The 25,133-nt window shown below is 48.8% G+C and carries 25 protein-coding genes; 15 read left to right on the top strand and 10 right to left on the bottom strand.

The features are described from left to right. Positions 1-42: 42 nt before the first annotated feature. A complete protein-coding gene (locus tag ACGHZ6_RS11875) occupies positions 43-2,466 on the bottom strand; it encodes a TonB-dependent receptor (protein ID WP_390619078.1) in 2,424 nt (807 codons plus the stop codon). A 326-nt stretch (positions 2,467-2,792) separates the two neighbouring features. Here ACGHZ6_RS11875 and ACGHZ6_RS11870 point away from each other — a divergent pair, with 326 nt between their 5' ends. From ACGHZ6_RS11870 to xthA, 5 genes are all read left to right on the top strand, one after another. Then, on the top strand, positions 2,793-3,785 hold the full coding sequence (locus tag ACGHZ6_RS11870) for an AraC family transcriptional regulator (protein ID WP_390619076.1): 993 nt from the start codon (positions 2,793-2,795) through the stop codon (positions 3,783-3,785). A 69-nt stretch (positions 3,786-3,854) separates the two neighbouring features. Further along, the gene (gene ylqF, locus ACGHZ6_RS11865; RefSeq protein WP_390619075.1) at positions 3,855-4,883 is read left to right on the top strand and encodes a ribosome biogenesis GTPase YlqF; all 1,029 of its coding nucleotides are present in this window, start codon (positions 3,855-3,857) and stop codon (positions 4,881-4,883) included. Between the two features lie 12 nt (positions 4,884-4,895). After that, the gene (locus ACGHZ6_RS11860) at positions 4,896-5,558 is read left to right on the top strand and encodes a hypothetical protein (RefSeq protein WP_390619074.1); all 663 of its coding nucleotides are present in this window, start codon (positions 4,896-4,898) and stop codon (positions 5,556-5,558) included. Positions 5,559-5,678: 120 nt separating this feature from the next. After that, entirely contained in the window at positions 5,679-7,817 is a 2,139-nt protein-coding gene (locus ACGHZ6_RS11855) for a carboxy terminal-processing peptidase (RefSeq protein WP_390619073.1), read from the top strand. A 91-nt stretch (positions 7,818-7,908) separates the two neighbouring features. Then, positions 7,909-8,721 carry an exodeoxyribonuclease III gene (gene xthA / locus ACGHZ6_RS11850; RefSeq protein ID WP_390619072.1) on the top strand — a complete coding sequence of 271 codons (813 nt, stop codon included), beginning with the start codon at positions 7,909-7,911 and terminating at the stop codon, positions 8,719-8,721. A 22-nt stretch (positions 8,722-8,743) separates the two neighbouring features. On the opposite strand, the gene ACGHZ6_RS11845 is transcribed toward xthA, so the two are convergent. Continuing rightward, positions 8,744-10,978: a response regulator gene (locus ACGHZ6_RS11845; RefSeq protein WP_390619071.1), complete on the bottom strand. Its 2,235-nt coding sequence runs from the start codon at positions 10,976-10,978 to the stop codon at positions 8,744-8,746. A 167-nt stretch (positions 10,979-11,145) separates the two neighbouring features. Between ACGHZ6_RS11845 and ACGHZ6_RS11840 the strand changes: the two genes are divergently transcribed. The 5 genes from ACGHZ6_RS11840 to ACGHZ6_RS11820 are packed head-to-tail and all read left to right on the top strand — an operon-like array spanning position 11,146 to position 13,257. Continuing rightward, positions 11,146-11,496 carry a hypothetical protein gene (locus ACGHZ6_RS11840; protein ID WP_390619070.1) on the top strand — a complete coding sequence of 117 codons (351 nt, stop codon included), beginning with the start codon at positions 11,146-11,148 and terminating at the stop codon, positions 11,494-11,496. Continuing rightward, positions 11,493-12,119 carry an RNA polymerase sigma factor gene (locus ACGHZ6_RS11835; protein ID WP_390619069.1) on the top strand — a complete coding sequence of 209 codons (627 nt, stop codon included), beginning with the start codon at positions 11,493-11,495 and terminating at the stop codon, positions 12,117-12,119. The genes ACGHZ6_RS11840 and ACGHZ6_RS11835 overlap by 4 nt, the downstream gene beginning before the upstream one ends. Then, positions 12,116-12,484 (top strand): hypothetical protein, encoded by a 369-nt coding sequence (locus tag ACGHZ6_RS11830; RefSeq protein WP_390619068.1) that lies wholly within the window; start codon positions 12,116-12,118, stop codon positions 12,482-12,484. The genes ACGHZ6_RS11835 and ACGHZ6_RS11830 overlap by 4 nt, the downstream gene beginning before the upstream one ends. Further along, positions 12,477-12,737 (top strand): hypothetical protein, encoded by a 261-nt coding sequence (locus tag ACGHZ6_RS11825; protein ID WP_390619067.1) that lies wholly within the window; start codon positions 12,477-12,479, stop codon positions 12,735-12,737. Before ACGHZ6_RS11830 ends, ACGHZ6_RS11825 begins: the two co-directional genes overlap by 8 nt. A 1-nt stretch (position 12,738) precedes the next feature. Continuing rightward, the gene (locus tag ACGHZ6_RS11820) at positions 12,739-13,257 is read left to right on the top strand and encodes a DUF3106 domain-containing protein (RefSeq protein ID WP_390619066.1); all 519 of its coding nucleotides are present in this window, start codon (positions 12,739-12,741) and stop codon (positions 13,255-13,257) included. An 18-nt stretch (positions 13,258-13,275) separates the two neighbouring features. Here ACGHZ6_RS11820 and ACGHZ6_RS11815 read toward each other — a convergent pair whose 3' ends face one another. Further along, positions 13,276-13,476 (bottom strand): DUF2788 domain-containing protein, encoded by a 201-nt coding sequence (locus tag ACGHZ6_RS11815; protein ID WP_390619065.1) that lies wholly within the window; start codon positions 13,474-13,476, stop codon positions 13,276-13,278. A 236-nt stretch (positions 13,477-13,712) separates the two neighbouring features. Here ACGHZ6_RS11815 and ACGHZ6_RS11810 point away from each other — a divergent pair, with 236 nt between their 5' ends. Together ACGHZ6_RS11810 and gap are read left to right on the top strand one after the other, a co-directional pair. Then, the gene (locus ACGHZ6_RS11810) at positions 13,713-14,177 is read left to right on the top strand and encodes a hypothetical protein (protein WP_390619064.1); all 465 of its coding nucleotides are present in this window, start codon (positions 13,713-13,715) and stop codon (positions 14,175-14,177) included. A gap of 158 nt (positions 14,178-14,335) precedes the next feature. Then, positions 14,336-15,340 carry a type I glyceraldehyde-3-phosphate dehydrogenase gene (gene gap / locus ACGHZ6_RS11805; RefSeq protein ID WP_390619063.1) on the top strand — a complete coding sequence of 335 codons (1,005 nt, stop codon included), beginning with the start codon at positions 14,336-14,338 and terminating at the stop codon, positions 15,338-15,340. Between the two features lie 65 nt (positions 15,341-15,405). Here gap and ACGHZ6_RS11800 read toward each other — a convergent pair whose 3' ends face one another. Further along, positions 15,406-16,335, bottom strand: a complete 930-nt coding sequence (locus tag ACGHZ6_RS11800; protein WP_390619062.1) for an electron transfer flavoprotein subunit alpha/FixB family protein — start codon at positions 16,333-16,335, stop codon at positions 15,406-15,408. Continuing rightward, on the bottom strand, positions 16,335-17,084 hold the full coding sequence (locus ACGHZ6_RS11795) for an electron transfer flavoprotein subunit beta/FixA family protein (protein ID WP_390619061.1): 750 nt from the start codon (positions 17,082-17,084) through the stop codon (positions 16,335-16,337). The genes ACGHZ6_RS11800 and ACGHZ6_RS11795 overlap by 1 nt, the downstream gene beginning before the upstream one ends. 475 nt (positions 17,085-17,559) lie before the next feature. Here ACGHZ6_RS11795 and ACGHZ6_RS11790 point away from each other — a divergent pair, with 475 nt between their 5' ends. Further along, the gene (locus tag ACGHZ6_RS11790; RefSeq protein WP_390619164.1) at positions 17,560-19,185 is read left to right on the top strand and encodes an electron transfer flavoprotein-ubiquinone oxidoreductase; all 1,626 of its coding nucleotides are present in this window, start codon (positions 17,560-17,562) and stop codon (positions 19,183-19,185) included. Between the two features lie 63 nt (positions 19,186-19,248). Here ACGHZ6_RS11790 and ACGHZ6_RS11785 read toward each other — a convergent pair whose 3' ends face one another. The 3 genes from ACGHZ6_RS11785 to ACGHZ6_RS11775 form a co-directional block, all read right to left on the bottom strand. Continuing rightward, the gene (locus ACGHZ6_RS11785; RefSeq protein WP_390619060.1) at positions 19,249-19,815 is read right to left on the bottom strand and encodes a DUF1285 domain-containing protein; all 567 of its coding nucleotides are present in this window, start codon (positions 19,813-19,815) and stop codon (positions 19,249-19,251) included. An 83-nt stretch (positions 19,816-19,898) separates the two neighbouring features. Continuing rightward, positions 19,899-20,498: a DUF4823 domain-containing protein gene (locus ACGHZ6_RS11780; RefSeq protein WP_390619059.1), complete on the bottom strand. Its 600-nt coding sequence runs from the start codon at positions 20,496-20,498 to the stop codon at positions 19,899-19,901. A gap of 89 nt (positions 20,499-20,587) precedes the next feature. Beyond that, the gene (locus ACGHZ6_RS11775; RefSeq protein ID WP_390619058.1) at positions 20,588-21,220 is read right to left on the bottom strand and encodes a TetR/AcrR family transcriptional regulator; all 633 of its coding nucleotides are present in this window, start codon (positions 21,218-21,220) and stop codon (positions 20,588-20,590) included. Between the two features lie 231 nt (positions 21,221-21,451). On the opposite strand from ACGHZ6_RS11775, the gene ACGHZ6_RS11770 reads away from it, so the two are divergent. Continuing rightward, on the top strand, positions 21,452-21,781 hold the full coding sequence (locus ACGHZ6_RS11770; RefSeq protein WP_390619057.1) for a hypothetical protein: 330 nt from the start codon (positions 21,452-21,454) through the stop codon (positions 21,779-21,781). Positions 21,782-21,790: 9 nt separating this feature from the next. Here ACGHZ6_RS11770 and ACGHZ6_RS11765 read toward each other — a convergent pair whose 3' ends face one another. Both ACGHZ6_RS11765 and ACGHZ6_RS11760 read right to left on the bottom strand, forming a co-directional pair. Next, positions 21,791-22,399, bottom strand: coding sequence for a VWA domain-containing protein (locus ACGHZ6_RS11765; RefSeq protein WP_390619163.1), 609 nt, complete (start codon positions 22,397-22,399; stop codon positions 21,791-21,793). 47 nt (positions 22,400-22,446) lie between these two features. Then, a complete protein-coding gene (locus ACGHZ6_RS11760; protein WP_390619056.1) occupies positions 22,447-23,928 on the bottom strand; it encodes a hypothetical protein in 1,482 nt (493 codons plus the stop codon). A 282-nt stretch (positions 23,929-24,210) separates the two neighbouring features. On the opposite strand from ACGHZ6_RS11760, the gene ACGHZ6_RS11755 reads away from it, so the two are divergent. Continuing rightward, the gene (locus ACGHZ6_RS11755) at positions 24,211-24,996 is read left to right on the top strand and encodes a potassium channel family protein (protein ID WP_390619055.1); all 786 of its coding nucleotides are present in this window, start codon (positions 24,211-24,213) and stop codon (positions 24,994-24,996) included. The last annotated feature ends 137 nt before the right edge of the window (positions 24,997-25,133 follow it).

The raw sequence follows: 25,133 nt of genomic DNA, 5'->3' as shown, positions 1-25,133 counted from the left end.
CGAGAGTTCTGAGCTTGTGTTTTTTAGTGTTTCACTAAAGTCTTAGTAAGACAGAGTGAACTGAACGGCTACGGTGCGTGGTGGCGCCATGTAGGTGAAGAAGGCACCGTCCATCAGAGGCGTGTCATTCGAGTAAGTACGAATTTCCTCGTCAGTCAGGTTTTTACCTACCAGGGCCAGTTCCCAGTTATTTTCCAGATCAGTAAGAGCAATACGACCGTTAACGGTTACATGGCTTTCTTCAAGTGCTTGGTCATCCAGGTCTTGAGCCAAGTACTGCTCATCGGTGTAGTTAAGATTCAGCATGGAGGTCAACTCCAGTGCATCACTTAAACTGGTGACGTGGTTTAAGCCAATATTTGCTGTCCATTCTGGAGCGAAGGCCAGGGTTTCACCTTTAAGATCCTGAGCACAGTCATTAGCAGTAGCGCCTGAACTCTGGATTTGTGCCAACGTACAAGACGCGTTATCAAACTTGTCGTAGGTAGCATCCAGATACGCCATAGAGGCTGTCATGGTTAAGGCTTCGGTCAGACGGAAGACACCATCAACTTCTACGCCTTGAGACGTTGCTTCGGCCGCGTTACCTACAACGTATTTATCGCCAACGAACGCACTAACCTGCAAGTCCTCATAGTTGGTGTGGAAAACTGCAAAGTTCACACTACCACGACCATCAAGCACAGACATCTTACCGCCAACTTCAAATGAAAGCGCTTCTTCATCGTCGTAGCTAAAGTCGTCCAGAATTCCAGTGGTACCAGCTTCATCAAAACCGCCAGACTTAAATGCTTTACTCACGCTAGCGTACAGCATCACATCATCATTAAGGTCGTATTGTGCCTTAAATGATGGAGAGAAGTTATAAACAGTGTTTTCATCTTCAATGTCGTGTTCGAACGTACTGAAGATATTATTCTGAATTGCTGTTAACAGTGCATAGTTTGGATCAGTTACTGGCAGAGGGTTTTCAGTACCATATTCTGTGATGTAAAGACGACGATCAGCCTCTTTAGTTTCTTTGGTCCAACGTAAACCTAAAGTCAGATGAACATCATCACGTACATGCCAAGTACCTTGACCGAAAATAGCCCAGGTTTCTGATTCTTGCTCAAAGTCACTTACACGACTAGAGCGCGCACCATTGTTAGCTGCGGCGATAATAGAGGCACTTTTGTTGGTTGGTACGTTTCCTGAGCCTGTATTTACGAAGGTTGCGGCTTCTAACAAATCTGCAACGTTTGCTGGGTTGATAGGAACATCAATACCGTTAATAGATCCTGTAAAAGGAACACCTTGCACGATAGCGCCTAAGTCTGAATCCAGACGCTTATGATGCTCTAGATCAGACGTTTGGAAATACAAACCAGTAATGAAGTCAAACTTTTCACCGATTGGTGAAGTCAAACGAATCTCTTGACTCCATTGCTCAAAGTCCTGCTCTTGTTGCAGCCCCAGCAATTCAATGGGGGCAAAATCTACATCCTGCAGATCGTTATAGTCGTAAGCAGAGTAGCCCGTAATAGAGGTCAGCGTATATTCGCCGATATCGTATTCAACTGTAACGGTTAGGCTTTCATTATCGTTATCAGAAAATTCTTTATCAGTTGAACGAGAGAACTCGTCACCTTCGTCATATGCAGGATCGGTTAAGGCATAAATTTGACCCCAGCCACCGCTGGTATCAATAGCACTGTTCTCACCACCAACATCATAACGAGCAGTTTCATATTTAGTGGTAACACTCAACTCATCCGTAGGCTCCCAAACCAAAGTACCACGTACTACGGTTTCAACCTTGCTGGCTTCGTCACGATCGGTAAAGGTGTTTTCCATATAGCCATCACCTTCAGCCTGCTTAACGGCCAAACGACCATACAGATTGTCAGTAATGCCACCAGACACAATACCTTCTACAGAATACTCGTTATATTCTGGCTCATAGGTAGTGCGCAGTGATGCTTCGAATTCATCAGTAGGTTTTGCAGTGGTCAGGTTGATTGCACCAGCAATGGTGTTTTTACCAAACAGGGTGCCCTGTGGGCCACGCAGAACTTCTACCGCGGCAACGTCCAGGAACGGTGAACGGAATTGACGATCACGACCGGCATAGATGCCGTCGATAAACATACCAACAGATTGCTCAAAGCCCTGGTTAATACCGGAACCCAGGCCACGCATGGTGATGGCAGTTGTCTGTGAGCCTTCCTGAATAGACAGGTTAGGTACGTGAGTGGACAGCTCGTCCAGGTTGGTCATGCCAGTTTCTGAAATGGCGTCACCGGTTACAACACTGACAGAAACAGGAACGTCTTGCAGACTTTGTTCACGTTTTTGTGCGGTAACAATAACTTCTTCCAGCAGAAGCGCGTCATTGTTAGCCCAGGCAGTTGACGTCAGGCCCTGAAGTGCAAGGCCTACAGCAATCGCCATAGAAGATTTTTGTAGGGTCGACTCTCTACTCATCTTTCTCTCCGATTAATGCTCTTAATTGGTGTTTTTATTGTTTACGTTATCTTTGTAATTACAGAGCGATTAAGTCGATGGCACAGGCCATCTTCGCCGACAGGTATTTTTTCAGCGTGACCATTGTGCTAGTCTCTGGTCGCATTAATTTAAAAACCAATGAACCAAAGCAGGCACTCGTTCTGCAATGAGTTCATACTATTAAAGAGCTGCCTGACCCAGCCGGTGCCAAAACGCCATACAGCGGTGCCGACAAACCGATAACAACAAATCTAACAAAAAAGGTTGCCGGGTCACGTAAATAACAAAGCTTAGAAGTGAGAGAGATGGAATTACGAAGTACCACACTGGCCTCCTGGGCTGGCGCTATAGCAGAGTCACTCAGGGACCATGGTTTAGACCCGGCTGCAGTGTTTACTGAAGCCGGATTAGATATCAAACAAACGCTTGATCCTGACGCACGCTTTCTTGTGTCGGATATGACCCGCCTTTGGAAAGTCTGTGTTAAGGCTACCAATGAGCCCTCTTTTGGCCTGAGCGTCCCCGCATTTCGTTCGGCAACGACTTTTCATGCCATGGGTATGGCCGTTGACGCCTGCGGAACTCTTCATGAGTCACTTAAGCGCTTGGTAAAGCTGAGCCGTTTGGTCAGCAATGTTGCGGATATGCGCCTCGAGCAGCAGGCAAATGGTGACTGGAGCCTGATATGGAGTATTGAGCCCGATATTCGAGCGCTCATTGCCGATGAAGCGCTGGATGCCTTTTTACACTCATTTGTATCACGGTTAAATGAAGAAGACCTGGCCGAAGTGCACTTTGTCCGTCAGCTGCCGGAAGACCTGGCGCCCTATCGAAAAGCTTTTTATGGTCGCCCCATGCATTTTGAGGCCAAGGATGATCGAGTCGTTATCCATAAGGAGGCTATGGATAAGGTTCGCCAGACCTCCAATCCAGCGTTAGCCAGTGCTGGAGAGTCAGTTGCTCTGGATTACCTGCAAAAGCTTGAGCGCGACAATGTGGTCCTACATGTGGAGAACGAGATTCGACACCGACTGCAGTCCGGCGAGCCCAAACAGCAAGATATTGCCGACGCCCTGCACCTGAGTGTTAGGCAGCTACAGCGTAAATTGGCTGCCAATGACACCAGCTTTGCCCAATTACTGCAGGAAATCCGCCATCAACTGGCCAAAGAGTACCTGGCTGACAGTACCCGCTCTATTGTCGACATCAGCTTGAGCCTGGGTTTCAGTGACCAAAGCAACTTCTCTGCAGCATTTCGACGTTGGGAGGGGGTATCCCCTACCGAGTTCCGCCAGTAGTGGCTTTACAGCGCGGGTTTGGCCGATACAATAGCCCGCATTTACTCTCACCTCCCTAGAGACCGATATATGGCCATTCACTGGTATCCCGGGCATATGCACAAAGCCCAAAAGCAGATCCGGGAAATCCTGCCCAAGGTTGACCTGCTGATTGAAGTACTGGATGCACGTATCCCGTTTAGCAGTGAAAACCCCATGATCGCTGAATTACGGGGTGATAAACCGTGTATTAAAGTACTCAGCAAGAGCGATCTCGCCGATCCAGAGATGACGGAGGCCTGGCAGCGTCATCTCGAGCAGGAAAACAACGTTAAAACCCTGGCCATTACCACCGAAGATCCCGCCCACACCAAGCAGTTGCTGCGCTTGTGTCGCAATATGTTTCCTTCGCGGGATAAGACCTTCTCAACCATCAATACCCTGATCGTGGGTATTCCCAATGTCGGTAAATCCACGCTGATTAACACCCTGGCCGGACGCCCTATTGCGAAAACCGGCAATGAGCCTGCAGTAACCAAGGCTCAGCAGCGTATCAACCTTGAAGACGGTATCGTGTTATTCGATACGCCGGGAATTTTGTGGCCCAAGGTGGAGAATGCCAATAGCAGCTACCGCCTTGCCGCCTCAGGGGCCATACGTGATACCGCCATGGAATATGACGATGTCGCCTTCTTTATCGCCCCCTATCTACTCAAGGCCTACCCGGACCTGCTAAAGGAGCGTTTTGAGCTTAAAAGCCTGCCAGCGACAGAGGTTGAACTGCTTGAGGTATTGGGTGCCCGTCGTGGTTGCCTTAAGGGCGGAGGCCGGGTTGATCTCAATAAGGCCTCAGAAATCCTAATTAATGATTTACGTGCCGGAATGCTAGGACGTATCAGCCTTGAAAGCCCGGATATGATAATCCGTGAATTGGCACAGCTTGAAGCGGATAAACAGGCCAAACAGGAAGCTGATCGCCTACGTAAAGAGCGCTTTAAAGCCGGTAAGCGCGAGGGTACACGTATTAAAGAGGTAGACCCAAAAAACAAAGGCAAAGCCCCCAAATCTGGCAAAAACAAGCCTGCCAAGCCCCCTTTCCCCAAGAAACCTAAACGATAAGCTTACCGATTTATGAACAAACTGCTGTTGACGATCGCTTTTGTGGCTCTGATTGCCACTGCCTACGTGGGATTGAAACCCCGTGCACAACATTTGGCCAACGAGAATACCAGTCTACCCTGGGAGATTACCCTGTCCGGTACTGGTTATTCGCAGGTGTTTGGTATCGATATTGGTCAGAGCACCCTCAGTGAAACCGCGACCTTACTGGGTGTCGACCACGAAATAGCGATCATCAGCGATCAAGAAGATAACAGCGCACTTGAGCTCTATGCCGCCCACTACCAAAGCGGCCCTTTAAGCGCCAAGCTGATTGTTGGCTTTAGGGCTGAAGACGATTTGTTATTGGCTATGAAAGAGCGAGCAGACCATAAAGAGTATATGGCCAGCGGTTCACGCAAGTTCCTCTTAAGTGAAGAAGACTTACACAGAGCGCAGGGATTGATTGTTCGTAGCGTCAGTTTTATACCTGGTGCCCGTTTGAATCAAGAGATTGTTGAGAGCCGATTTGGCAAGCCCTCCCAGGTTGTAAAAGCATCAGAGACAGAGACCCATTACCTGTACCCCGAGCAGGGCCTGGACATTGTCCTTAACAGCGACGCAAAAGACCGCTTGCAATACGTAGCGCCTAAGGATTTTGACCTGCTCTTAGCACCACTGCAGAGTGCAAAATAAGACAAAATACCAAGGTCATCACAGGCCTGGATTCAGGCTTTCATTTAAGCTCCAAAGCCAGTCAGATTCTATGCTATAGTCAGCTCGTATCTGCAGGTTCAAGCAAATGGAAGCTTTTTTATGCGAATTTTGGCATTACAAAGTAGTATTTTTAGAACGGGTCGCCTAGTCCCTAGTGTAGCCCTGGCCATTATCAGTTTTTTATGGCTTACAAGTAGTTCGGCATGGAGTGCCAATAATTACGCATTTAGCGATAATCAGAGCAAAACCACCGTTGAGATTGTCGATAAATTGACCACTCGTCATTATCGAAATCTCCCTCTCGATGATGAACTTTCCGTTCAGTATTTCGATCAGCTGCTGGACAGTCTTGATCCAACTAAAAGTTACCTACTGCAAACTGATATCGATGAGTTCTCCGCGCTGCGAACCCAAATGGATGATCTGTTGCGCCGTGGCAATCTGGAATCCGGTTTCAAAATATTTTCTCGCTATAACCAGCGTGCCGAAAGCCGGCTTGAATGGATTATTAGCAAGCTTGAAGACGAGAAATTCCTTTTTGACTTTACTAAAGACGAAAGCCTTAGTATTGATCCAGAGCAGTTGAGCTGGCAACAAGATCAAAAAGCCGCCGATGAACTCTGGCGTAAACGTCTGAAGTCCAATGTGTTAAGTCTAAAGCTGGCAGGCAAAACACAGGCGGAAGCAAAAGAAACCCTGCATCGTCGTTACGGCAATCAATTAAAGCGTCTACAGCAGCAAGATTCTGAAGATATTTTCGAGGCGCTGATCAATGCATTAACCATGCTCTACGACCCTCACACCAATTACCTTTCTCCTCGCACCCGTGAAAACTTCAACATCAGCATGTCGCTGTCTTTAGAGGGCATTGGCGCTGTGTTGCAAAGTGAAGATGAGCACACCAAAGTTGTTCGTCTTATCACCGCTGGCCCTGCTGATAAGCAAGGCGAACTAAAACCTGCCGATAAAATTGTGGCGGTTGGTCAGGGCGATGACGGTGAACTGGTGGATGTCGTTGGCTGGCGCCTTGATGAAGTTGTTGACTTGATCCGTGGCCCTAAAAATACTGTCGTGCGCCTTTCCGTTATTCCTGCAGATGCCGTTGACGACAGTGTTAACAAAACCATTCGCATTAATCGCGGCAAGGTAAAGCTTGAAGAGCAAGCAGCCAAGAAGGCCGTTATCGAACTCACTGATGGCAGCGAATTGTTTAAAATCGGGGTCATTCACGTGCCCGCATTTTATATCGACTTTGAAGCCTACCGTCGTGGTGACGCCGACTTTAAGAGTACCACCCGTGATGTATATAAACTGTTGGCAGAACTGGATCAGGAAGGTATTGACGGCCTGATTCTTGATCTGCGTAACAATGGCGGCGGCTCACTCCAGGAAGCTACCACTCTGACTGATCTGTTTATTGATCCCGGCCCTGTGGTTCAAATTCGTCAGGCCAACCAGCCTATTTCACGTCACAGCCGTTCGCGTAAGCCTGCACTCTATCGTGGCCCAATGGTTGTACTGATTAATCGCCTGAGCGCTTCAGCATCTGAGATTTTTGCTGGCGCCATCCAGGATTATCAGCGCGGCCTGGTTATTGGTTCGCAATCATTTGGTAAAGGCACTGTTCAGTCTCTAACACCTGTCTACGAGGGTGAGCTGAAAATTACCGAGTCCAAGTTCTATCGCGTTTCTGGTGACAGCACACAGCACCGCGGCGTTGTTCCTGATATTGCTCTACCTTCATTGGTAGATCCTGAAGATGTGGGTGAAAGCACCTATGATAACGCCCTGCCCTGGGACAAGATTCATGAAGTGCCTCACGAAAAGTATTTCGATTTTACCGGGCTTATTTCAGAGCTGACACGTCGCCACGAAGAGCGCGCATCTTCCGATCCGGACCTGATTTATCTGGTTGATCAAGTAGCTAATCTTGCCAGCATTAAAGATAAGTCAGAGATATCTTTAAATGAAAATGCACGCCTTGCAGAACAAAAGGCCATTGAAGATAAAAATCTAGAGCTGATTAACAAGCGCCGCACCGGCAAAGGCCAGGAACCCTTTGCTGATATCGAAGCCTTTAAATCAGACTCTGAAAAAGAGGAAGAGCAGCAAGCCAGCCAAAGTCAGGATACCATTGATGTTGATAATGATGCCCTGCTGCAAGAAACTGGCTATATCCTGCTGGACTATATGAAGCTGATGAACCAGCGTAAGTCTCAACAGGTTGCTAACTTCTAACTGATACAGTTAACCATGTATAAAGGGTTGTGCTTTGCACAGCCCTTTTTTATGCCAAGTATTTTTAGTGTTGGGATTTTTGGGGAAAATCATGAAAGTAATTTCTTTTAATGTGAACAGCGTGCGGATGCGCCTACACCAGCTGCAGGCACTCACGGACGCTCAGCTGCCGGATTTTATCGGCCTGCAGGAAACCAAGGTCACAGATGAGCAGTTTCCTGTCGATGATATAAAAGCCATGGGTTATGACGTTGTCTATTATGGTCAGAAAACCCATTACGGAGTTGCCCTGCTCAGCAAGCATAAAATCATTGAAAGCCAGTGTGGCTTTCCCGGTGAGGCAGAAGATGCTCAGCGCCGTTTTGTCGCCGCCCGCTGTGAATCACCACTGGGTGGCGAAATAACACTGATCAACGGTTATTTTCCGCAAGGGGAAAACCGGGATCACCCAACCAAGTTTCCCAATAAAGCCAAATATTATGAAGATCTGAATGAGTATCTTGCCAATCACTGCAGTGCCGATGAGGATGTGATTGTTATGGGTGATATGAATATATCCCATACGGATCTGGATATTGGTATCGGCGAAGATAACCGCAAGCGCTGGCTACGCACAGGTAAATGCAGTTTCTTGCCTGAAGAGCGCGAGTGGATGGAGACGTTACTGTCTTGGGGGCTAACAGATACCTTCAGAGAAAAGCACCCTGATTCCAACGAGCACTTCTCCTGGTTTGATTACCGCAGTCGCGGCTTTGAAAGAGAGCCAAAACGTGGTCTGCGCATCGATATGGTGCTGGCAACGGAATCTCTTGCCAAGCGCTGTAAAGATGCGGGTATTGACTACGAAGTACGAGGCATGGAAAAACCGTCTGACCACGCCCCTATTTGGGCTTCGTTTGAATAAGCTCAGCGTGTAGAGGTAAGTTTCAGGCGCCTAACCAGCGCTTGAGGCGTGCCTCAAGCTGATCATAGCGCACCGGTTTAACCAGATAATCGTCCATACCTGCCGCCAGGCAGAGAGCTTCATCTCCCTCGGCGGCGTGTGCAGTCATGGCTAAAATCGGTACACGCTCTTCTGTTGTTCTACTCTGCTCTCTGGATCTGATTTCACGGGTTGCCTCAAAGCCATCCATCTCCGGCATTTGGCAATCCATTAAAATCAGGTCGACGTCATCCTCATCGAATTGCGTTAACGCCTCACGCCCATTGACAGCAAGCTTGACCCTGTAGCCAAGCTTTTTCAGCATACCTTCGGCGACCATTTGGTTGACGCGATGATCTTCAACCAGTAACACCGTACGCCCCGTTCCCAGATTGTGATCGTGCTCGTGCTCGGCCTTTTCCTTCACTTCATCGGTACCCAACAACAGTGTGGTTAGATTGTCGTGTAGTGATTGACGCATAACCGGGCGATGTAGCAAGCGAATAGCACCTGGATTGCCATGCAGCTCTTGCTGCTGATTTAGTTTACTGTCGTGGTGTGAGCACAACAGTACCTGCTTTAACTTGCCATGGATTTTGTCTTCACGTAATTGTTGAGAAAAATCCAGGATACTTTCGGTGTTGGCCTTGGTGTCTGCAAAGTTACTGGCAATGGGAGACATTAATATTGCTTCGAATGCATGCTCAGTATCTACAGCTGCATCCAGTCTTTGCAGGGCAATTTCCGGGGTTGCTGCCAGCTCCACCGCTACCCCCCATGTATCAAGGGCATCAGTGATATTTTTATCGCCAACCGGATTGGACTCGAGCAATAAAATGCGTCGGGAGTTTAATCTGGGATTGTGATTGATGGATGCCGGTTGGTTATTGGCAATCTCAAGATCTAGCGTCAACCATAACTTATGGCCAAGCTCTGGGTCATCGATCATACCCATATCGCCATCCATGCACTCTACCAGCCCCCGGCAAATGGCAAGCCATAGACCTGAACCCAGCTTGGTCGTTTCGACGTGGGCAAAGGCATCAAACTGATTGTCATTTACAGCAGAGCTGGAAATGGTGCCTTCGTCGGTTACGGTAAGCTTAAGCTCGCCACGCTTGCCGTCCTTGCGCTCAAATCGCGCCTCAACCAATACATGTCCGTGCTCAGAGAATTTCAGCGCATTGGCCAGCATGCTGCTGAAAATCTGCTCAAGCCGCTGCGCATCCCCTCTGACTCGCTGCGGTAGATCATCGTCAAAGACATAATCAAGCTCGACCTTTTGTTGGTGCGCTTCGACAGATAAGGTGGAGATCCAGTCTTCCAGTTGCTGGCGCAAATTAAAGACACTGATATCAAGTACCAATTGATGGTTGGCGATACGCGCAAAATCCATCACATTGGTCACCAGATCCAGTTGTCGCAAACTGGCTTTTTCAGTCAGCTGTAATAAATCCAGCTGCGCACCGGACAAATTGCTGTCTTTTAGTAACGCCAAACCTCCGAGAACGTCATTAAGCGAAGTTCTAAATTCCTGCCCAAGGTTGGCCAGGAATTCATTATTTAACTCAACCGAGGCCTCGCTATCGCGCTTCTCGGCTTCCAGATCTTTGGCTTTTTGTTTAAGGGCAAAGTTTGACTCTAACCGCTCCCAATAATTGTTGCTCATGCTTTTGGTTTGCACATTGAGCAAACCCAAAAAGACAAACATCGTGATGGCGTACATATATCCGTCGAGCCCACCGACCCAAAGCGCACTGATGGCTGCGGGCAATAACGCAATGATTTGATAGCTCTGACAGAAAATACGGTAAGGGGAAAAACCGTAGGCCGTGGTTGAAAAGAATACAATCGTGTACAGCCAGAGTATGGGAACTTCTCCCACCATGCCAAGTGTCACGGTGAAGCTCACCATGATAACGCTCCACCAGATAGCGCCCAAAAAGGTGACGACAAAATACTGGTTACGCCAACGTGCAGGAGCCCTGGCATAAAGGCTTTCAAAGCGAAACAGGTAGTAACCCCGCAGAGCGGTAAGCAGCAGTAAGCCGACGGTCAGGCCCACTGTCATCATGGGGGCTATGGCCTGCATATAACCTATGGCGACGCACAGCAGATAGGCTGCAAGATTGAGCACCAGGCCGCGCCGGCTGTACCTCGCCAGCCGTTCATCGGTTTCGCGCATGATGGCGCGGTCTTTCTGGACTTTGGAGTTAGGCACAAATAATTGTGTCTTCACTGGGGGCTCCTTGTACTTTCATATGTATTCACTCTACTGCGAGGTAAATATGAAAGCGATAAGTTCCTTAAGAATCAGCTAGTTATAAGAGTTTAGCGTTTTTTGTCAACCATCTGTAGCTCATGGCGTTATTAAGGGTACACAGCCACTCACAAGGAAGCATAACAATGAAAAATGTTCTATTACTAAGCTTAGCTCTGGGTTTGGGTATTGCTAGCAACACTATGGCGGCCGACAAAGGTGATCGCATCGAGAACCGCCTGGATAACAAAGGTGACCGTATCGAGGAGCGACTTGATCGTAAGGGTGACAGAATCGATGCAAAGCTTGATCGGGCGGCGGAGCGAGCAGCGGCAAATGGCAACTATCGTAAAGCGGAACATCTGGATCGCAAGGGTGATCGCATTGATCAAAAGCTTGATCGCAAAGGCGAGCGCATCGATAGAAAACTGGATAACAAAGGTGAGCGTATTGATAATCGCCTTGATCGCCAGCATGATAAGCGAAATCAGGCATGATCGCAGATACTGCCTACCCATTAATGGACACAGCACTGGCCAATAAGGAGCACAGCCTGCAAGACAATCAAGCGCTGAATCAATTTCTGGCCAGCGTGGAACGCCGTGCATTGCGCATGGCGGAGATTGCTGTGGGCAACGGCGACGATGCTTTGGATATCGTCCAGGACAGCATGATCAATTTGGTAAAGCGTTATAGTGACAAGCCTGCTGATCAGTGGGCGCCACTGTTCTATCGAGTGCTGAATAATCGTATCATTGATCACCATCGTCGCGGCGGTGTTATCAAGCGCTTTCAGCAATGGCTATTGCCTTCCAGCGCTCAGGAATCTTCTTTAGAAGTTGCAGAAGAAAGGGATTTTGCTGAAGAAGGCTTACCCATTCCGGCAAGGCATCAAACTGGTGAGGAAGTGTTGGCCAGTGAGCAGCGCCTGGAAAAGCTCGAAGTAGCCCTGGCAGCGCTTCCCAACCGACAGCAACAGGCCTTTATGTTACGTTGTTGGGAGGGACTAAGTACGCGAGAAACTGCCATGGCAATGGATTGCAGTGAAGGCAGTGTAAAAACCCACTATTCCAGAGCGATACATCAATTACGTGCCCAGTTAGAGGGGGTGTGGCCATGACAGACAAGCATTTACAGGATGAGGCCTTCGCAGCTCAGCTGGCTGATCAATTGCGTCAGTCTGAGGATGCCATGGATATGGCTACCCGCAGCAAACTAAGTCGTGCCCGTTACGCAGCACTGGAGCAAGCCCAACCCACGGCATTCTTTTCGATGCCACAATGGCTGGCTTTTGGTGGTAGTGTGTGTGCTGCATTATTGGTAGCAATGATCTTTGTCAATCAGGTACCACCAGCCAGTCAATCTTCTGTTGATAGTCTCGCAGCCATGCCAACGGGTGATGTGGCTATCGCTATCGACAACAACCTGGAATTGTATGACGATTTAGAGTTTTACGAATGGTTGGCAGAAATTGAGCATGGCTAAAACATTTGGCCCGGTAAGTATTGCAGCCCTAAACCTGCTGGCGAGCCTTTCTTTGAGCCAGGCAGGCTTTGCCGGAGAAGGCAATGAGACGGAGCAGGAAAATGGAACCTTGCCAGACATGGAATTGTTAATTTATCTGGGTGGCTGGGAAATAAATGATCAGGAGGCCGAAGAGCCACTCTATTGGTATGATATGGATACCACCGATGAACAAACCGACCAACAGACTTCAGCAACGGAGGCAGGTAACTGATATGAAACCCATTAATGCCCGCCCCCTGCTTCGCCGTTTAGCCTTGCTATTGCTGCTCTGGCCTGCACTGCTATTTGCTGAATCTGCGGTTGAAAAAGACTGGGATGAACTAACCCAGAGACAGCAGGAAATTCTTAAACCCTTTGCCGCTGACTGGAATCAATTGCCCGCCGCCAAACGCCGCCAGTTACAGCGTGGTGCCAATCGCTGGGATAACATGAATCCGGAGCAGCGCCAAAAAGCACGTCAGCGCATGGAGCATTGGCAGTCCCTGTCGCCTGAGCAGCGTAGCCATATTCGCCAGCGCTATGAGCGCTTTCGCCAACTGCCTGAACACAAGCAGCGCCAGCTTCGTAAAACCCATAAGAACTTTAAAAAGCTGCCACCGGAAAAACGCCGTAAATTACGCGATCGCTGGCAGCAGATGACACCTGAACAGCGTCAGCGCATGCGTCAGGAGTTACGCGGACTGCCCCCGGAGCAGCGGCGCAAAAAATTCCGCCAAATGACCGAAGAATAAACTGTAACCTGGTTACTGCTACTTATTAATCGTTTCGACGAGCACGGTTTTAATCAAAAAGCCCAGTAACCCCAATCCCAGGGCCAGAAACAGAATAAAGGTGCCGAACTTACCGGCTTCGGATTTTTTGGCTAAATCCCATACAATAAAAATCATAAAACCGATTAAAGCTGCCACCCCAAGATACAGGGACCACTCTTCAAACTGCTCGATTGTCACAGATCGTAAACCTCACGCGGATTCAAAAAGGCGGCCATTCTACCCTTTTCCCACAAGAACTTCCCTAAAAACAGAACCAGTTGACATATTCCTATGTTGCAGTATTGTGAATTGTCGGTATATTGACAGCAGCTCGATAAACGGAGTTCATAAAAAGGACACCCCAATCAGGTTGCTGGATGTAGCCTGCTCCGTATACCGGCCTATAAAAACCATAAGAATGATGGAGTGTTCACATGAAAGTGTTACCTACCCTGGCTTCTGCCGCCCTACTTGCCACACTACTGACCGGTTGCTCTCAAGAAACTGCTGAAACTGCTCAGGTTGCCCCTGAAGCTGCGCCTGCTACTGCCGAGGCTGCTCCAGCGCCTGAGGCAGCAGAGACCGAAACTACCGCTGAAGCTGTTGTAGGAGCTGCTACCGGGGCTGCTACTGCTGCCGCTGAAGAAGCAGGCCTGCCAACCGATGCTACAGCCGCCGGCGAAGCTGCGGAAGAAGCTGTTGACCAAGCCGTTGAGGACGCCGCTGAAGAAGCTGAAAAGGCTGTTGAAGAAGGCATGGATAAAGTGATGGATGCTGTCACTGATGACCAAGCCGCTGTTGCTGCCCCACTGTTTGTTGCTGAAGCTGAGGCGGAAACCGAAGCTGAAACCACCGAAACCGGTGAAGGTGAAACGGCTGAAGAGGAAAAAGAAGCCTAAGCCTCTCGCTAAGCAGCCCACCAAAAGCAGAGCCCAGGCTCTGCTTTTTTGTTTCTCTCTGGCCCTCCTCTAGCCCTCTTCTAGCCCAGCCTAAATCTCTGCACAACCATTCTTTACTACACTTAAGTTAAGGCCTCGCTCTGCAGGGAGATTAAGCGATGACTATTCGTGTAGCCATTAATGGTTTTGGGCGCATTGGGCGAAATATTTTGCGTGCCCTGTTTGAATCAAACTTTCGTCAGCATTTTGAGCTCTGTGCTATCAATGACCTGGGCTGCCCCGAAACACTTGCGCATTTAACCCGCTATGACTCTGTTCACGGCATATTTCCTTATCAGGTTAGCTACCATAAAGACGCGCTTCATATTGATGGTCAGAAAATAGCCTTTTACTCTTGCGCCGAAGCCAAAAAATTACCCTGGCGTAAGAATCAAATTGATTTGGTATTTGAGTGTACCGGACGCTATACCGATGGCGATAAAGCGCGTGCACATATTGATGCGGGCGCCCATCGTGTGCTTATTTCAGCCCCAGCCCCCAATGTAGACGCCACTATTGTTTATGGCGTTAATCATCATCTACTCACTTCGGACATGCAGATTATCTCCAATGCCTCGTGTACCACAAACTGCTTGGCACCGGTTGCCAAGGTGCTGGATAGTCATTTTGGTATTGAACGCGGCTTGATGACGACTATCCATGCCTACACCAACGATCAGCAGCTTACCGATGAGGCCTCCCAGGATCTTTATCGTGCAAGAGCTGCGACCCAGTCGATTATTCCCTCGAAGACCGGCGCCGCTATTGCTGTAGGCGAAGTACTACCCAATCTCAACGGCAAGTTAACGGGCATGGCATTCAGGGTGCCCACGATCAACGTATCCGTTGTCGATTTTCAATGCGTGTTAACGAAAACAGCCAGCAAGGAAGACATCAATGATGCTATGGATGAAGCTTCTCAGGGAGGCTTAAGAGGCGTAATGGAAACCAGCGCGCTGCCGCTTGTGTCCATCGATTACAATCACCATCCAGCTTCGGCTGTATTCGATAAAAACCAAACGCTGATCAATGAGAACCTGGTTAAGGTTGTAGCCTGGTATGACAATGAATGGGGGTTTTCCAATCGGATGTTAGATACCGGATTGGCAATGATGACCTGCTAAAAAGAAAAGTGCAGATAATAAAAAAGCCGGCATATAGCCGGCTTTTTTGCAGAAAACAAACTGAATTACAGTTTGCCTTCCAGCTCTGGTACAGCGTCGAACAGATCAGCAACCAGACCGTAGTCAGCAACCTGGAAGATAGGTGCTTCTTCGTCTTTGTTGATCGCAACGATCACTTTACTGTCTTTCATACCAGCCAAGTGCTGGATAGCACCGGAGATACCAACAGCAACGTACAGATCAGGAGCAACGATCTTACCGGTTTGACCAACCTGCATATCGTTAGGTACGAAGCCAGCATCAACAGCGGCACGGGATGCACCAACGGCAGCGCCCAGCTTGTCAGCTACTTTGTACAGCATCTCGAAGTTGTCGCCGTTCTGCATACCACGACCACCGGAGATAACGATGCCAGCAGCAGTCAGATCAGGACGGTCAGACTTGGCGATTTCTTCGCCAACGAAGCTGGAAATACCAGCGTCAGTCGCAGCGTCTACAGATTCAACAGCAGCAGAACCACCTTCAGCAGCAACAGCGTCGAACGCAGTACCACGAACAGTGATTACCTTGATAGCGTCAGAGCTTTGAACGGTAGCGATAACGTTACCGGCGTATACAGGACGCTTGAAGGTGTCAGCGCTTTCTACAGCGATGATGTCAGAGATAGCTTGAACGTCCAGCAGTGCAGCAGCACGTGGAGCAATGTTCTTACCGTTAGAAGTCGCAGGTGCCAGGATGTGGGTGTAGTTTTTGCCCAGATCAGCTACCAGCTGAGCAACATTCTCAGCCAGTTGGTTGGCGTATGCAGCGTTGTCAGCAGACAGAACTTTAGCTACGCCGTCAGCTTTGGCGGCTGCTTCAGCAGCGCCACCGCAGTCGCTACCAGCAACCAGCACATCGATGTCGCCACCGATAGCTTTTGCCGCAGCAATGGTGTTCAGGGTAGCAGCGTTGAGGCTGGCGTTGTCGTGTTCAGCAATTACTAAAATGCTCATCAGATTACCTTCGCCTCGTTTTTCAGTTTGTCGACCAGTTCAGCTACATCAGCAACCTTGATGCCAGCTTGACGCTCAGCAGGTGGCTCAACTTTCAGAGTTTGAACGCGAGGAGCGGCATCAACGCCCAGCTCATCTGGAGTAGTAGTGTCCAGAGGCTTCTTCTTCGCTTTCATGATGTTTGGCAGAGACGCGTAACGTGGCTCGTTCAAACGCAGGTCGGTGGTAACGATAGCAGGCAGGTTCAGACCAACAGTCTGCAGGCCGCCGTCGATTTCACGGGTAACGTTAACTTTACCGTCTTCAACAACCACTTCAGAGGCAAAAGTACCTTGAGGCAGGCCAGCCAGGGCACCCAGCATTTGACCAGTTTGGTTGTTGTCGCCATCGATGGACTGCTTGCCCATGATGATCAGATCTGGGCTTTCTTTTGCAACCAGTGCGTTCAGGCACTTGGCAACAGCCAGAGGCTGCAGCTCAGCATCGGTTTCAACCAGGATGCCGCGGTCAGCACCCAGTGCCATAGCAGTACGGATCTGCTCTTGAGCCTGCTTAGGGCCCATGGATACGGCGATGATTTCGGTAGCAACACCTTTCTCTTTCAGGCGAACTGCTTCTTCTACAGCAATTTCACAGAAAGGGTTGATGGACATTTTTGCGTTGGCAATATCAACGTCAGTACCGTCCGACTTGGGACGTACTTTCACGTTGTAGTCAACAACGCGCTTTACAGCAACAAGAATCTTCATGGATTTCCCATTCGCTTATCTGTTGAGGATAAATACCGCATTTGCATCTGACGTGCGTTTTTTACGGCGTTTCCATGGCTCGAAAGCCAGGCCCAAATATAAAGGACACATTTCTCAGGCCATTTTGAGCGGCCCGTATGGTGACGGTTTCCCCCTTTAAAATCAATACCTAAAGGATATGGTTTTTTTGCCAAAAGCTTATATTTTGTGGCCATTTGCAGGCTTCTGGTTATTCTTTGAACGCCGTGCACCACAGTAAAGCATAAGGCGTTTTTTACCCCCTTAAATGAGAGGCGTTCTCGAAAACACCCCCTAAGTGTTTGATTTTGCCCGCTTTAGTCAGTTAATTGGTTAATTTTGCCCTTGGTGATAACAGACAAGAAACTATATAATCTCGCGCCGTGATATAGCCCAAATGGGGTTCTAGCCCCGGTACACCCTACAGCCAGGAGAGAAGACTGTGGAAAGAGAATTTATGGAATACGACGTTGTCATCGTCGGTGCTGGCCCTTCTGGCCTGGCAGCAGCCTGTCGTATTCGTCAGTTAAATGAAGAATTGAGCGTTGTTGTTGTAGAAAAAGGCTCAGAAGTTGGCGCCCATATCCTTTCTGGTGCTGTATTCGAGCCCCGCGCGCTGAATGAACTCTTCCCGGACTGGAAAGAAAAAGGTGCTCCGCTGAACACTGAAGTGAAAGGCGACGACATCTACGTACTGCGTAACGAAGAAAAGGCCATGAAGGTGCCTAATCTGTTCGTACCCAAGACCATGCATAACGAAGGCAACTACATTATCAGCCTGGGTAACCTGTGCCGCTGGCTGGGCGAGCAAGCCGAAGCGCTGGGTGTAGAAATCTTCCCGGGCTTTGCCGCTGCAGAAGTTGTTTATAACAAAGACGGCAGCGTTAAAGGTATCGCTACCGGTGATATGGGTATTGGCATGGACGGCGAGCAGAAAGACTCCTACATGCCTGGTATGGAGCTGCACGGTAAGTACACCTTGTTCGCCGAAGGTTGTCGCGGCCACCTGGGTAAGCAGCTGATCAGCAAGTTCAACCTGGACGCTGACGCTGAGCCACAACACTACGGTATTGGTATTAAAGAAATCTGGAAGATCCCAGCTGAGCAGCATCAGCAAGGCCTGGTTGTTCACACCGCTGGCTGGCCTCTGGAAGAAAACGGCGCTGCCGGTGGTAGCTTCCTGTACCACATCGAAGACAACCAGGTTGTTTGCGGCTTGATCACCGATCTGTCCTACAGCAATCCACACCTGAGCCCTTTCGATGAGTTCCAGCGCTACAAGCACCACCCAGTGGTTAAGCAGTACCTGGAAGGCGGCGAGCGTATAACTTACGGTGCTCGAGCCATCACCAAAGGTGGTATCCAGTCTCAACCTAAGATGCACTTCCCTGGCGGCTTACTGATCGGTGATGACGCCGGTACCCTGAACTTCGCCAAGATTAAAGGCTCTCACACCGCGATGAAGTCCGGTATGGTTGCCGCTGAGTGTGTTGTTGAAGCGCTGGCTGCCGATAAGGCTCATGCTGACCTGGATAGCTTCGGTACCGCTTACAAGGCCTCCTGGGCTTATGAAGAGCTGTACGCACAGCGTAACTTCGGTCCTGCACAACACAAGTGGGGCAACATCATTGGTTCTGCTTACGCCTTTATCGATATCAATATCTTTAACGGTAAGCTGCCATGGACTCTGTCTGACCCAGTAGCTGATCACGCACAGCTGAAGCCTGCTTCAGAGTTTGCACCGATCAACTACCCTAAGCCAGATGGCAAGCTGAGCTTTGACAAGCTGTCTTCTGTGTTCCTGTCGAACACCAACCATGAAGAAGATCAGCCATGTCACCTGACCCTGAAGGATGCTTCCATCCCTCTGGAGAAGAACCTGCCTCTGTACAATGAGCCAGCCCAACGCTACTGCCCTGCTGGCGTTTACGAGATTGTTGAAGAAGAAGGTGGCGACAAGCGCTTCCAGATCAATGCTCAGAACTGTGTTCACTGTAAGACCTGTGACATTAAAGACCCCGCCCAGAACATTACCTGGGTTGTGCCTGAAGGCGCTGGCGGTCCTAACTATCCGAATATGTAAGTTTTCGGATACCAAAAAAGGGGAGCTACTTAGCTCCCCTTTTTTATTGCCAGTCAGCTTGCTTTAATCAAACCGCCCTAGCAAAAAACGTTTACCCATGCTGCTCACCCACAAGCTATCGCCTTCTTGATCTGCAAGATCCGCCAGCTGATAAAATACATTGCGATTAATTAACGCATTTAAGCCGCCGCGAACCTTAAGCATGGGAATGGGTGTGTCGCCATCTACTTCCACCCACAGACCGCCATCATCACTGAGCAGAACTTCGCTATCATCATTTAATGTGAACAATAAACCTGCGACGCCGTTTTCTTGAACCACTTTAAGACTATGGGCTGCAAAAGGTGCTATATCCACCTGAATACGCCAGTTTTCAACCGGTGTTACAAGATAATAATCATCGTCGACGCGTTTCAGAATGGTGGAAAAAAGCTTAACTAAAGCGTGACGGGTGATTTCACCTCCCTGGTAGAACCAGCGCCCCTCTCGATCAATTCTCATGTCGAGATCACCACTTAACGGTGGGTTCCATTTGTGTACGGGGGGTAATTTTGATTCAGCATGAAGCTGTTGCTTCATGATTGAATCGAATAGTTTTTGCGGATCGGGATTGTTGCTCTCGCTTGTCACTCTCTTCTCACTACTGCTCAGGCGCTATCAAACCTAATTGTAGCTCGAAGCAAGGTTTAATTGCAGGTTCTTTAGAATCTGCTTTACGGACTCATCAAGCCTGCATACTGGTTACTGGCGACAGCAATCAAGTCAGAAGGGTTTTGGCGATAAATATGCAGGTACCCCCCGGAAATAGAAACGATTGAGCTATCGACCATGCGCTGGGTTGTTACATCCATCAATATAAATGTCAGCACCACAACATCCTGCTTTATTTGGTCGAGACGCTCCATATCCTCATCCATTTCCATAATGCTGTTGATATGGTTTTCATGACGAATCAACTTGGGGTACACCATAAAGGCATAACCCTGCTGCCTGGCCTCTTGCATGGCCATTGATAGACTGCCTGGATCGCGACTGGAACCCACCCTGGCAAAGCGCTGCGCGAGCGAGAGACTGAGACTGTCTTTTACCATTCGGTTTAATTTTTGCGGCTGCTGATTTTGCGGAAAAGCCACCCAAATACTTGTGGACTGCGGCAGCACCCACTTAACAGTTCGTTCCAGCTTATGATTAGGCGTAAGGCGTGCATCTACTAGCGCCTCATCGATCATCTGGTATGTGTAAGAAGCAGTGCAACCTTGCAGAAAAATTGCGCCGAGAGCGAGAAGAAGGACAGTGCGGAGGTAAGTCGTCATGGCTGTAACCGTTAACAAAAGTTATACCCTGTTTATGCTAGCGGCAAAACTCCCTGCATCTTTAATGCAGGGAGATTCAGATGTAGGGCTTAGGGCGCCTTTGGTGGGAATTGGCCCATATGGACACCCATTTCCATAATAAACTTCATTAGGCCTTCCATATCATCAATCACCCCCTCAAAGATGGGGGACGTGTATAGATCAACGGCGCCCTGGGTAAGAGCCCAGTAAGCGGCATAATAGAAATATGGCGGATAATCCTTGACGAGCCCTTCAGCAATTCGCTTTGACATAACATCGTTAAAGATGGACATGATATCGCGGCGTATTTTATCCAGCTCTTCGAGCTTTTCCTTTTGGTCGCCCAGCTGTACCAGGCGCTCTTCCAGGCGCATAAACAAGCGGTAACGTACGGGATCAGAAATACGGCTCTCAAAATAACAGCGAGCAGGAGCAGCATAATCCCCCTGCTCTGCCTTGGCTATGGCTGCCGTAAGCTTGTCTTTTACTTGCAGCTCGTAGTCGAACATCAAGCGGATATAAATCTCGCTCTTAGAGGAAAAGTGCTTGTATATGGTTCCCTTACCGATATCTACCGCTTCAGCAATTTGCTCTACCGTGACATTTTCCTCGCCATGATCAAGCATCAGCTGTAGAGCTGCATCAAGAATTGCCTGTTCACGATCACGAAACTGCTGGACTTTCTGCTTTGCTTTATCCATTCCAAGGCCTTGATAATCAAACCGTTTTAGATATTAACCGCGCTAAAGATTACACGCTTGCAGACTATGGGGCAACGTTAGTTGCACTATTAGACCACCTTTTTGACCGTTCAGTCGGTACTCCTGCTAAAAAGCCCTAACAAGAAATAGATGCCAATAGGTATTTGCGCTTTGCTATAAGCATCTATACTGGTTATTACGATAAACAACCTGTGCGGATGGATGGAGTTTATGACCCCTGCAAGTATTGCCGATGCACTTAAGACCATGAGTGAGCTCGTTGCTGGCCTGGAAGATGCCTATTGGGAGGCAGCCACTATTGAGACCAAAGATCTCTTTTTCGATCTGATCAGTGCTGTCAATGTTGAAAGCTCAGAACTGGCAAAACTCAGCATTCAGGACCACCACCTTGAGTACGAGCCTGTAACGGTTGAGTTTAAGCGCGCCAGAACGCGATTGACTGATTTGCGCAAGATTTTGGATGAGCGCGTAGCGCGTAGCGCTACCGCTGCTCGTCTTGAGGTGCTAATCAGTGATGTTGTAGGGCTTGTGGCTCACTGATGGAAAACGTTAGAGCGACAGTGCATCCGAGCGATCGAGGTCATTAACAACAGCCCAGCTGCCCCCGCCACTGACGACACGCTCCTGCCACTGCGACACCCGCTCCAGGTATTCCCCGGGATCCTGATTGTCTGAGCGTAATTTGGTGACATTAAGTGCCTTTACGGTAAAGCCATCAAGCACAAGATCAAAATCCCTGACAAAGCCTTCGGGCAGCTCTTCTTTTAGGTCTGAAAAAATCAGAATGTGCTTTTGACCTACATTGGTTTCATTAAGGAACTCGATAGCCTGTAGCAGACCGCCGGAAATATCGGTGTAGGCACTACTTTTTACCTGCTTAACGAACGCATCAACAGTGGCTGCAAATTCACGCTTTTGTCGGTTAGACGCCGATGGCCGAGCATCGAGCACCACCTTGGCGATAATATCCTTTTCATTAAAGCTACCGCTGTCGATGCGCGCCACAGCAAAGCTGTCACCAGGCTCTAGATGAGCCAACATATAGTTAATAATCTGCTGCGCTTTTTCCAACTCCTGCGTGTAGGTACCAGAAGTGTCGAGTAGCAAGTAGACCCCGCGCTGGTAGTTTTTAGGCTGATCACTGCTACAGGCAGTCATTAAGATTGTTGATAGGATTGTCAGGCTAATCACAGCAAGCTTGTTCATTAGGATGCCTCCCGAGCTATAGGCTCTTTTGCTACAGAGGGATCCTCTTGTGAGATATTGGCACCAACGGCTTTTAACGTTTTTTCATTGCGACGCTGCCTACCGAGCTGCTCAAGCCATAGCGGCAACATAATGACCATGTCGTAGATACTGATAAGCAAGCGACTGATATGACGCATGGCATTACCCAGCAAGCGGATAGTTACAGCCGCGATCCGTAATAGCGCTTCAGCCAGCATGCCAAATACCGTCCTGCCTGTTTGCAGCAGATATTCGAGCGGAATGGCGACAACTGTCAGTGCCAGAGGCAGGATAAAGCCCATGGTCATATTTGCCGCTAGAGGAATCCAGCTATTTACCAGTGACTCATCTGCCGCCTCTGCACCCGCCAGGGATGTTCTAAGCGCAGCCAAATCCATGGCTATTTGATCTCGCATAAAGGCGAGACCCGCTTCAACGCTAGCCAAAATAATTAAGATAGAAGCGAAAGCCCACATCATTCGGCGTCGCATACGGTCATCCATCGCACCAATAATGGGAAATAATCGGGTTATATGCAGCGTCTCCAGCAAAAAGATACCCATCGTGATTTCAAGAAAGATAATCACCAGTGCGGCCAGGTCAGCCACCTGCACGCCGGCAATACGACTACTGGCTCCAACCATCTCGGACATAGGCAAGGCGATAAGGTGAAAGTTAAAGAAGGCCCCGCCAACAGCAATAATGACCACAAATAGCGCAATGGAAAACTGTGTTACGGCCGAAGCTTTAAGCATTTGAACCGCTTTGTCTGTGCCACGTGTTATCTCTTCAAACTGCTCCATTTTTCGATCAATGTTTTGCGCCCGGATGACCAGTTCTTGCAGATGGGTACCTATCTCATCAATGCGGTTAGACAGTCGTCGCCAGTACGGTGATAATTTTTTCAAAATACGATGCCTTTCGGCCGTGGCTTCGCGATAACTTTGCAGTGTGTCCCGCTGTTGATCTTCAGCAGCCTGGTGAACGTCAGCCAGAATCTTGCCAGTAAGGTGTTGGCCCTTGTCTTTAAGATGTAGCTTGGCAAGGGATTCGACAGCATCCAGCCATTCTGGTGATGGCTGAGGTACGGCAGCACTTTGTCGATAATCCTCATCAATAAGCGTAATTTGCTCTTCTATTGAACGCTGTAACTTGGGATACCCTCCCAAATCACGTTCGACAAACTTATTAATGCGGAAGAATTCACGCTGTAGTTCTCGCTCGGCATGTTCTCGCCCCAGATCGAGCAAAACCTCCTTATTGCGTGCATGTAACCGCTTTTCAGCAAGACCCAGTGAGCGAGCCATTAGTCTCATGGAGCTATACAGCAAGTGAAAAAAATCGTGAATGGCTTTGTGACTCGACTCACGCGAGAGGTAGAGCACAAGCATTAACAGGGATAGTAAAACCAGGGATGAGACCCAGGCTGGCGTAGGGAGTAATTGATAAATCTCGGACATTTCAGCGACCCTCAGCAGATAGGTGGATACCACAACAACTCGGGATGCCTGACCTGAAACCTCGAGGTAAGCAGATAATCATTAAAGCAATCGAGGCAACAACAATCAAACGTTTGGGCTCTGCAGTTGTTTTCCTGCAGTGCCCTACTCGTCCGTCACACTGATTAAGCCTGTAACGGAATGAAAGGTTATGTCGTTAAATTTAGCAAAGGCAAGGCTCGACGAATGTGGTATAAGTCACGCTAGAATTCGTATAAAGCGGTTATGTGAAGGAAGTCACATATGAAATGGACCCAGGTCATTGGTCTTAGCGGTGTAGATCCGGAAGAAAATTCCAGGGCGCGTCTTTGCAGTCAAATTCTTGAGTGGCCCATGTTGGCCGCCACCTTATGGATAATTTCTCTTTGGTACTTGAGCACCAAAGATAGCAGTTATCAGTTCACCTATTTTCACGATGCCATTCTCTGGGGGTTGTTTATTGTTGAAACAACCGCCCTAAGCGTTCTAGTTGATGACACAAAGCGATACCTGAAAGGCAATTGGATTAACCTGTTAATCATTATTCTTGGCCTTCCCATTCTCTGGGGGGTAGGCCCCTATGTGCTGGCACTGCGGGCTTTACGACTGCTTACATTGTTATCGCTTCTGTGGCATGTGGGCTCATCAGTACGCCACCTGTTATCACAAAATTCACTTGGCCCTACCCTGTGCGGTGCAGCTATCGTGATTGTGATGGCCGGCTTTATGATCGCTGTCATAGATCCGGGTATTAATAACGCTTCTGAAGGTATTTACTGGGCCTGGGTAACTGTGACAACGGTTGGCTATGGTGATGTTGTGCCAACATCAGATATGGGAAGGTTTTTTGCTGGGGTTTTGATGCTGATTGGTATTGGCTTGTTTGCCATGCTGACAGCAAGCTTCGCCGCCCTGTTTATTTCTCGAACAGAAAAAGATGAGCATGACCGGATTGCGCAAACACTGGACAGGGTTGAGAAACTAGAGGCGCAAATCCAGTCCCTGCACGAGAAGATGGATGTCCTGCTCGAAAGGAAGCCGAAAGACTAATTACAAATCTCAATACTAGGCAGTCAACTTATTACGAATCCGTTTAAAAAGGCCAATAGGCTAACTGGAAGTTTGGCGTTGGTGGCCGATACTTAAGTTAACTGGTGGCGCACATCCCCCCAAGTGTACGTAGACAC

It is taken from the genome of Maricurvus nonylphenolicus (assembly GCF_042854845.1).
GTDB lineage: Bacteria > Pseudomonadota > Gammaproteobacteria > Pseudomonadales > Cellvibrionaceae > Maricurvus > Maricurvus nonylphenolicus.
Note: the sequence above shows the minus strand (reverse complement) of the source record. Positions and strands in the feature narration are given on the sequence as shown.

What these genes read in the sequence shown, in the direction of transcription:
- ACGHZ6_RS11860 (WP_390619074.1), top strand. Translation starts at nt 4,896, where the DNA reads ATGAACAAACTGCTGTTGACGATCGCTTTTGTGGCTCTGATTGCCACT.
- ACGHZ6_RS11755 (WP_390619055.1), top strand. Translation starts at nt 24,211, where the DNA reads ATGAAATGGACCCAGGTCATTGGTCTTAGCGGTGTAGATCCGGAAGAA.
- ACGHZ6_RS11855 (WP_390619073.1), top strand. Translation starts at nt 5,679, where the DNA reads ATGCGAATTTTGGCATTACAAAGTAGTATTTTTAGAACGGGTCGCCTA.
- ACGHZ6_RS11810 (WP_390619064.1), top strand. Translation starts at nt 13,713, where the DNA reads ATGAAAGTGTTACCTACCCTGGCTTCTGCCGCCCTACTTGCCACACTA.
- xthA (WP_390619072.1), top strand. Translation starts at nt 7,909, where the DNA reads ATGAAAGTAATTTCTTTTAATGTGAACAGCGTGCGGATGCGCCTACAC.
- ACGHZ6_RS11830 (WP_390619068.1), top strand. Translation starts at nt 12,116, where the DNA reads ATGACAGACAAGCATTTACAGGATGAGGCCTTCGCAGCTCAGCTGGCT.
- ACGHZ6_RS11870 (WP_390619076.1), top strand. Translation starts at nt 2,793, where the DNA reads ATGGAATTACGAAGTACCACACTGGCCTCCTGGGCTGGCGCTATAGCA.
- ACGHZ6_RS11835 (WP_390619069.1), top strand. Translation starts at nt 11,493, where the DNA reads ATGATCGCAGATACTGCCTACCCATTAATGGACACAGCACTGGCCAAT.
- ACGHZ6_RS11840 (WP_390619070.1), top strand. Translation starts at nt 11,146, where the DNA reads ATGAAAAATGTTCTATTACTAAGCTTAGCTCTGGGTTTGGGTATTGCT.
- ACGHZ6_RS11765 (WP_390619163.1), bottom strand. Translation starts at nt 22,399, where the DNA reads ATGACTGCCTGTAGCAGTGATCAGCCTAAAAACTACCAGCGCGGGGTC.
- ACGHZ6_RS11760 (WP_390619056.1), bottom strand. Translation starts at nt 23,928, where the DNA reads ATGTCCGAGATTTATCAATTACTCCCTACGCCAGCCTGGGTCTCATCC.
- ACGHZ6_RS11790 (WP_390619164.1), top strand. Translation starts at nt 17,560, where the DNA reads ATGGAATACGACGTTGTCATCGTCGGTGCTGGCCCTTCTGGCCTGGCA.
- ACGHZ6_RS11800 (WP_390619062.1), bottom strand. Translation starts at nt 16,335, where the DNA reads ATGAGCATTTTAGTAATTGCTGAACACGACAACGCCAGCCTCAACGCT.
- ACGHZ6_RS11795 (WP_390619061.1), bottom strand. Translation starts at nt 17,084, where the DNA reads ATGAAGATTCTTGTTGCTGTAAAGCGCGTTGTTGACTACAACGTGAAA.
- gap (WP_390619063.1), top strand. Translation starts at nt 14,336, where the DNA reads ATGACTATTCGTGTAGCCATTAATGGTTTTGGGCGCATTGGGCGAAAT.
- ylqF (WP_390619075.1), top strand. Translation starts at nt 3,855, where the DNA reads ATGGCCATTCACTGGTATCCCGGGCATATGCACAAAGCCCAAAAGCAG.
- ACGHZ6_RS11775 (WP_390619058.1), bottom strand. Translation starts at nt 21,220, where the DNA reads ATGGATAAAGCAAAGCAGAAAGTCCAGCAGTTTCGTGATCGTGAACAG.
- ACGHZ6_RS11875 (WP_390619078.1), bottom strand. Translation starts at nt 2,466, where the DNA reads ATGAGTAGAGAGTCGACCCTACAAAAATCTTCTATGGCGATTGCTGTA.
- ACGHZ6_RS11820 (WP_390619066.1), top strand. Translation starts at nt 12,739, where the DNA reads ATGAAACCCATTAATGCCCGCCCCCTGCTTCGCCGTTTAGCCTTGCTA.
- ACGHZ6_RS11780 (WP_390619059.1), bottom strand. Translation starts at nt 20,498, where the DNA reads ATGACGACTTACCTCCGCACTGTCCTTCTTCTCGCTCTCGGCGCAATT.
- ACGHZ6_RS11825 (WP_390619067.1), top strand. Translation starts at nt 12,477, where the DNA reads ATGGCTAAAACATTTGGCCCGGTAAGTATTGCAGCCCTAAACCTGCTG.
- ACGHZ6_RS11770 (WP_390619057.1), top strand. Translation starts at nt 21,452, where the DNA reads ATGACCCCTGCAAGTATTGCCGATGCACTTAAGACCATGAGTGAGCTC.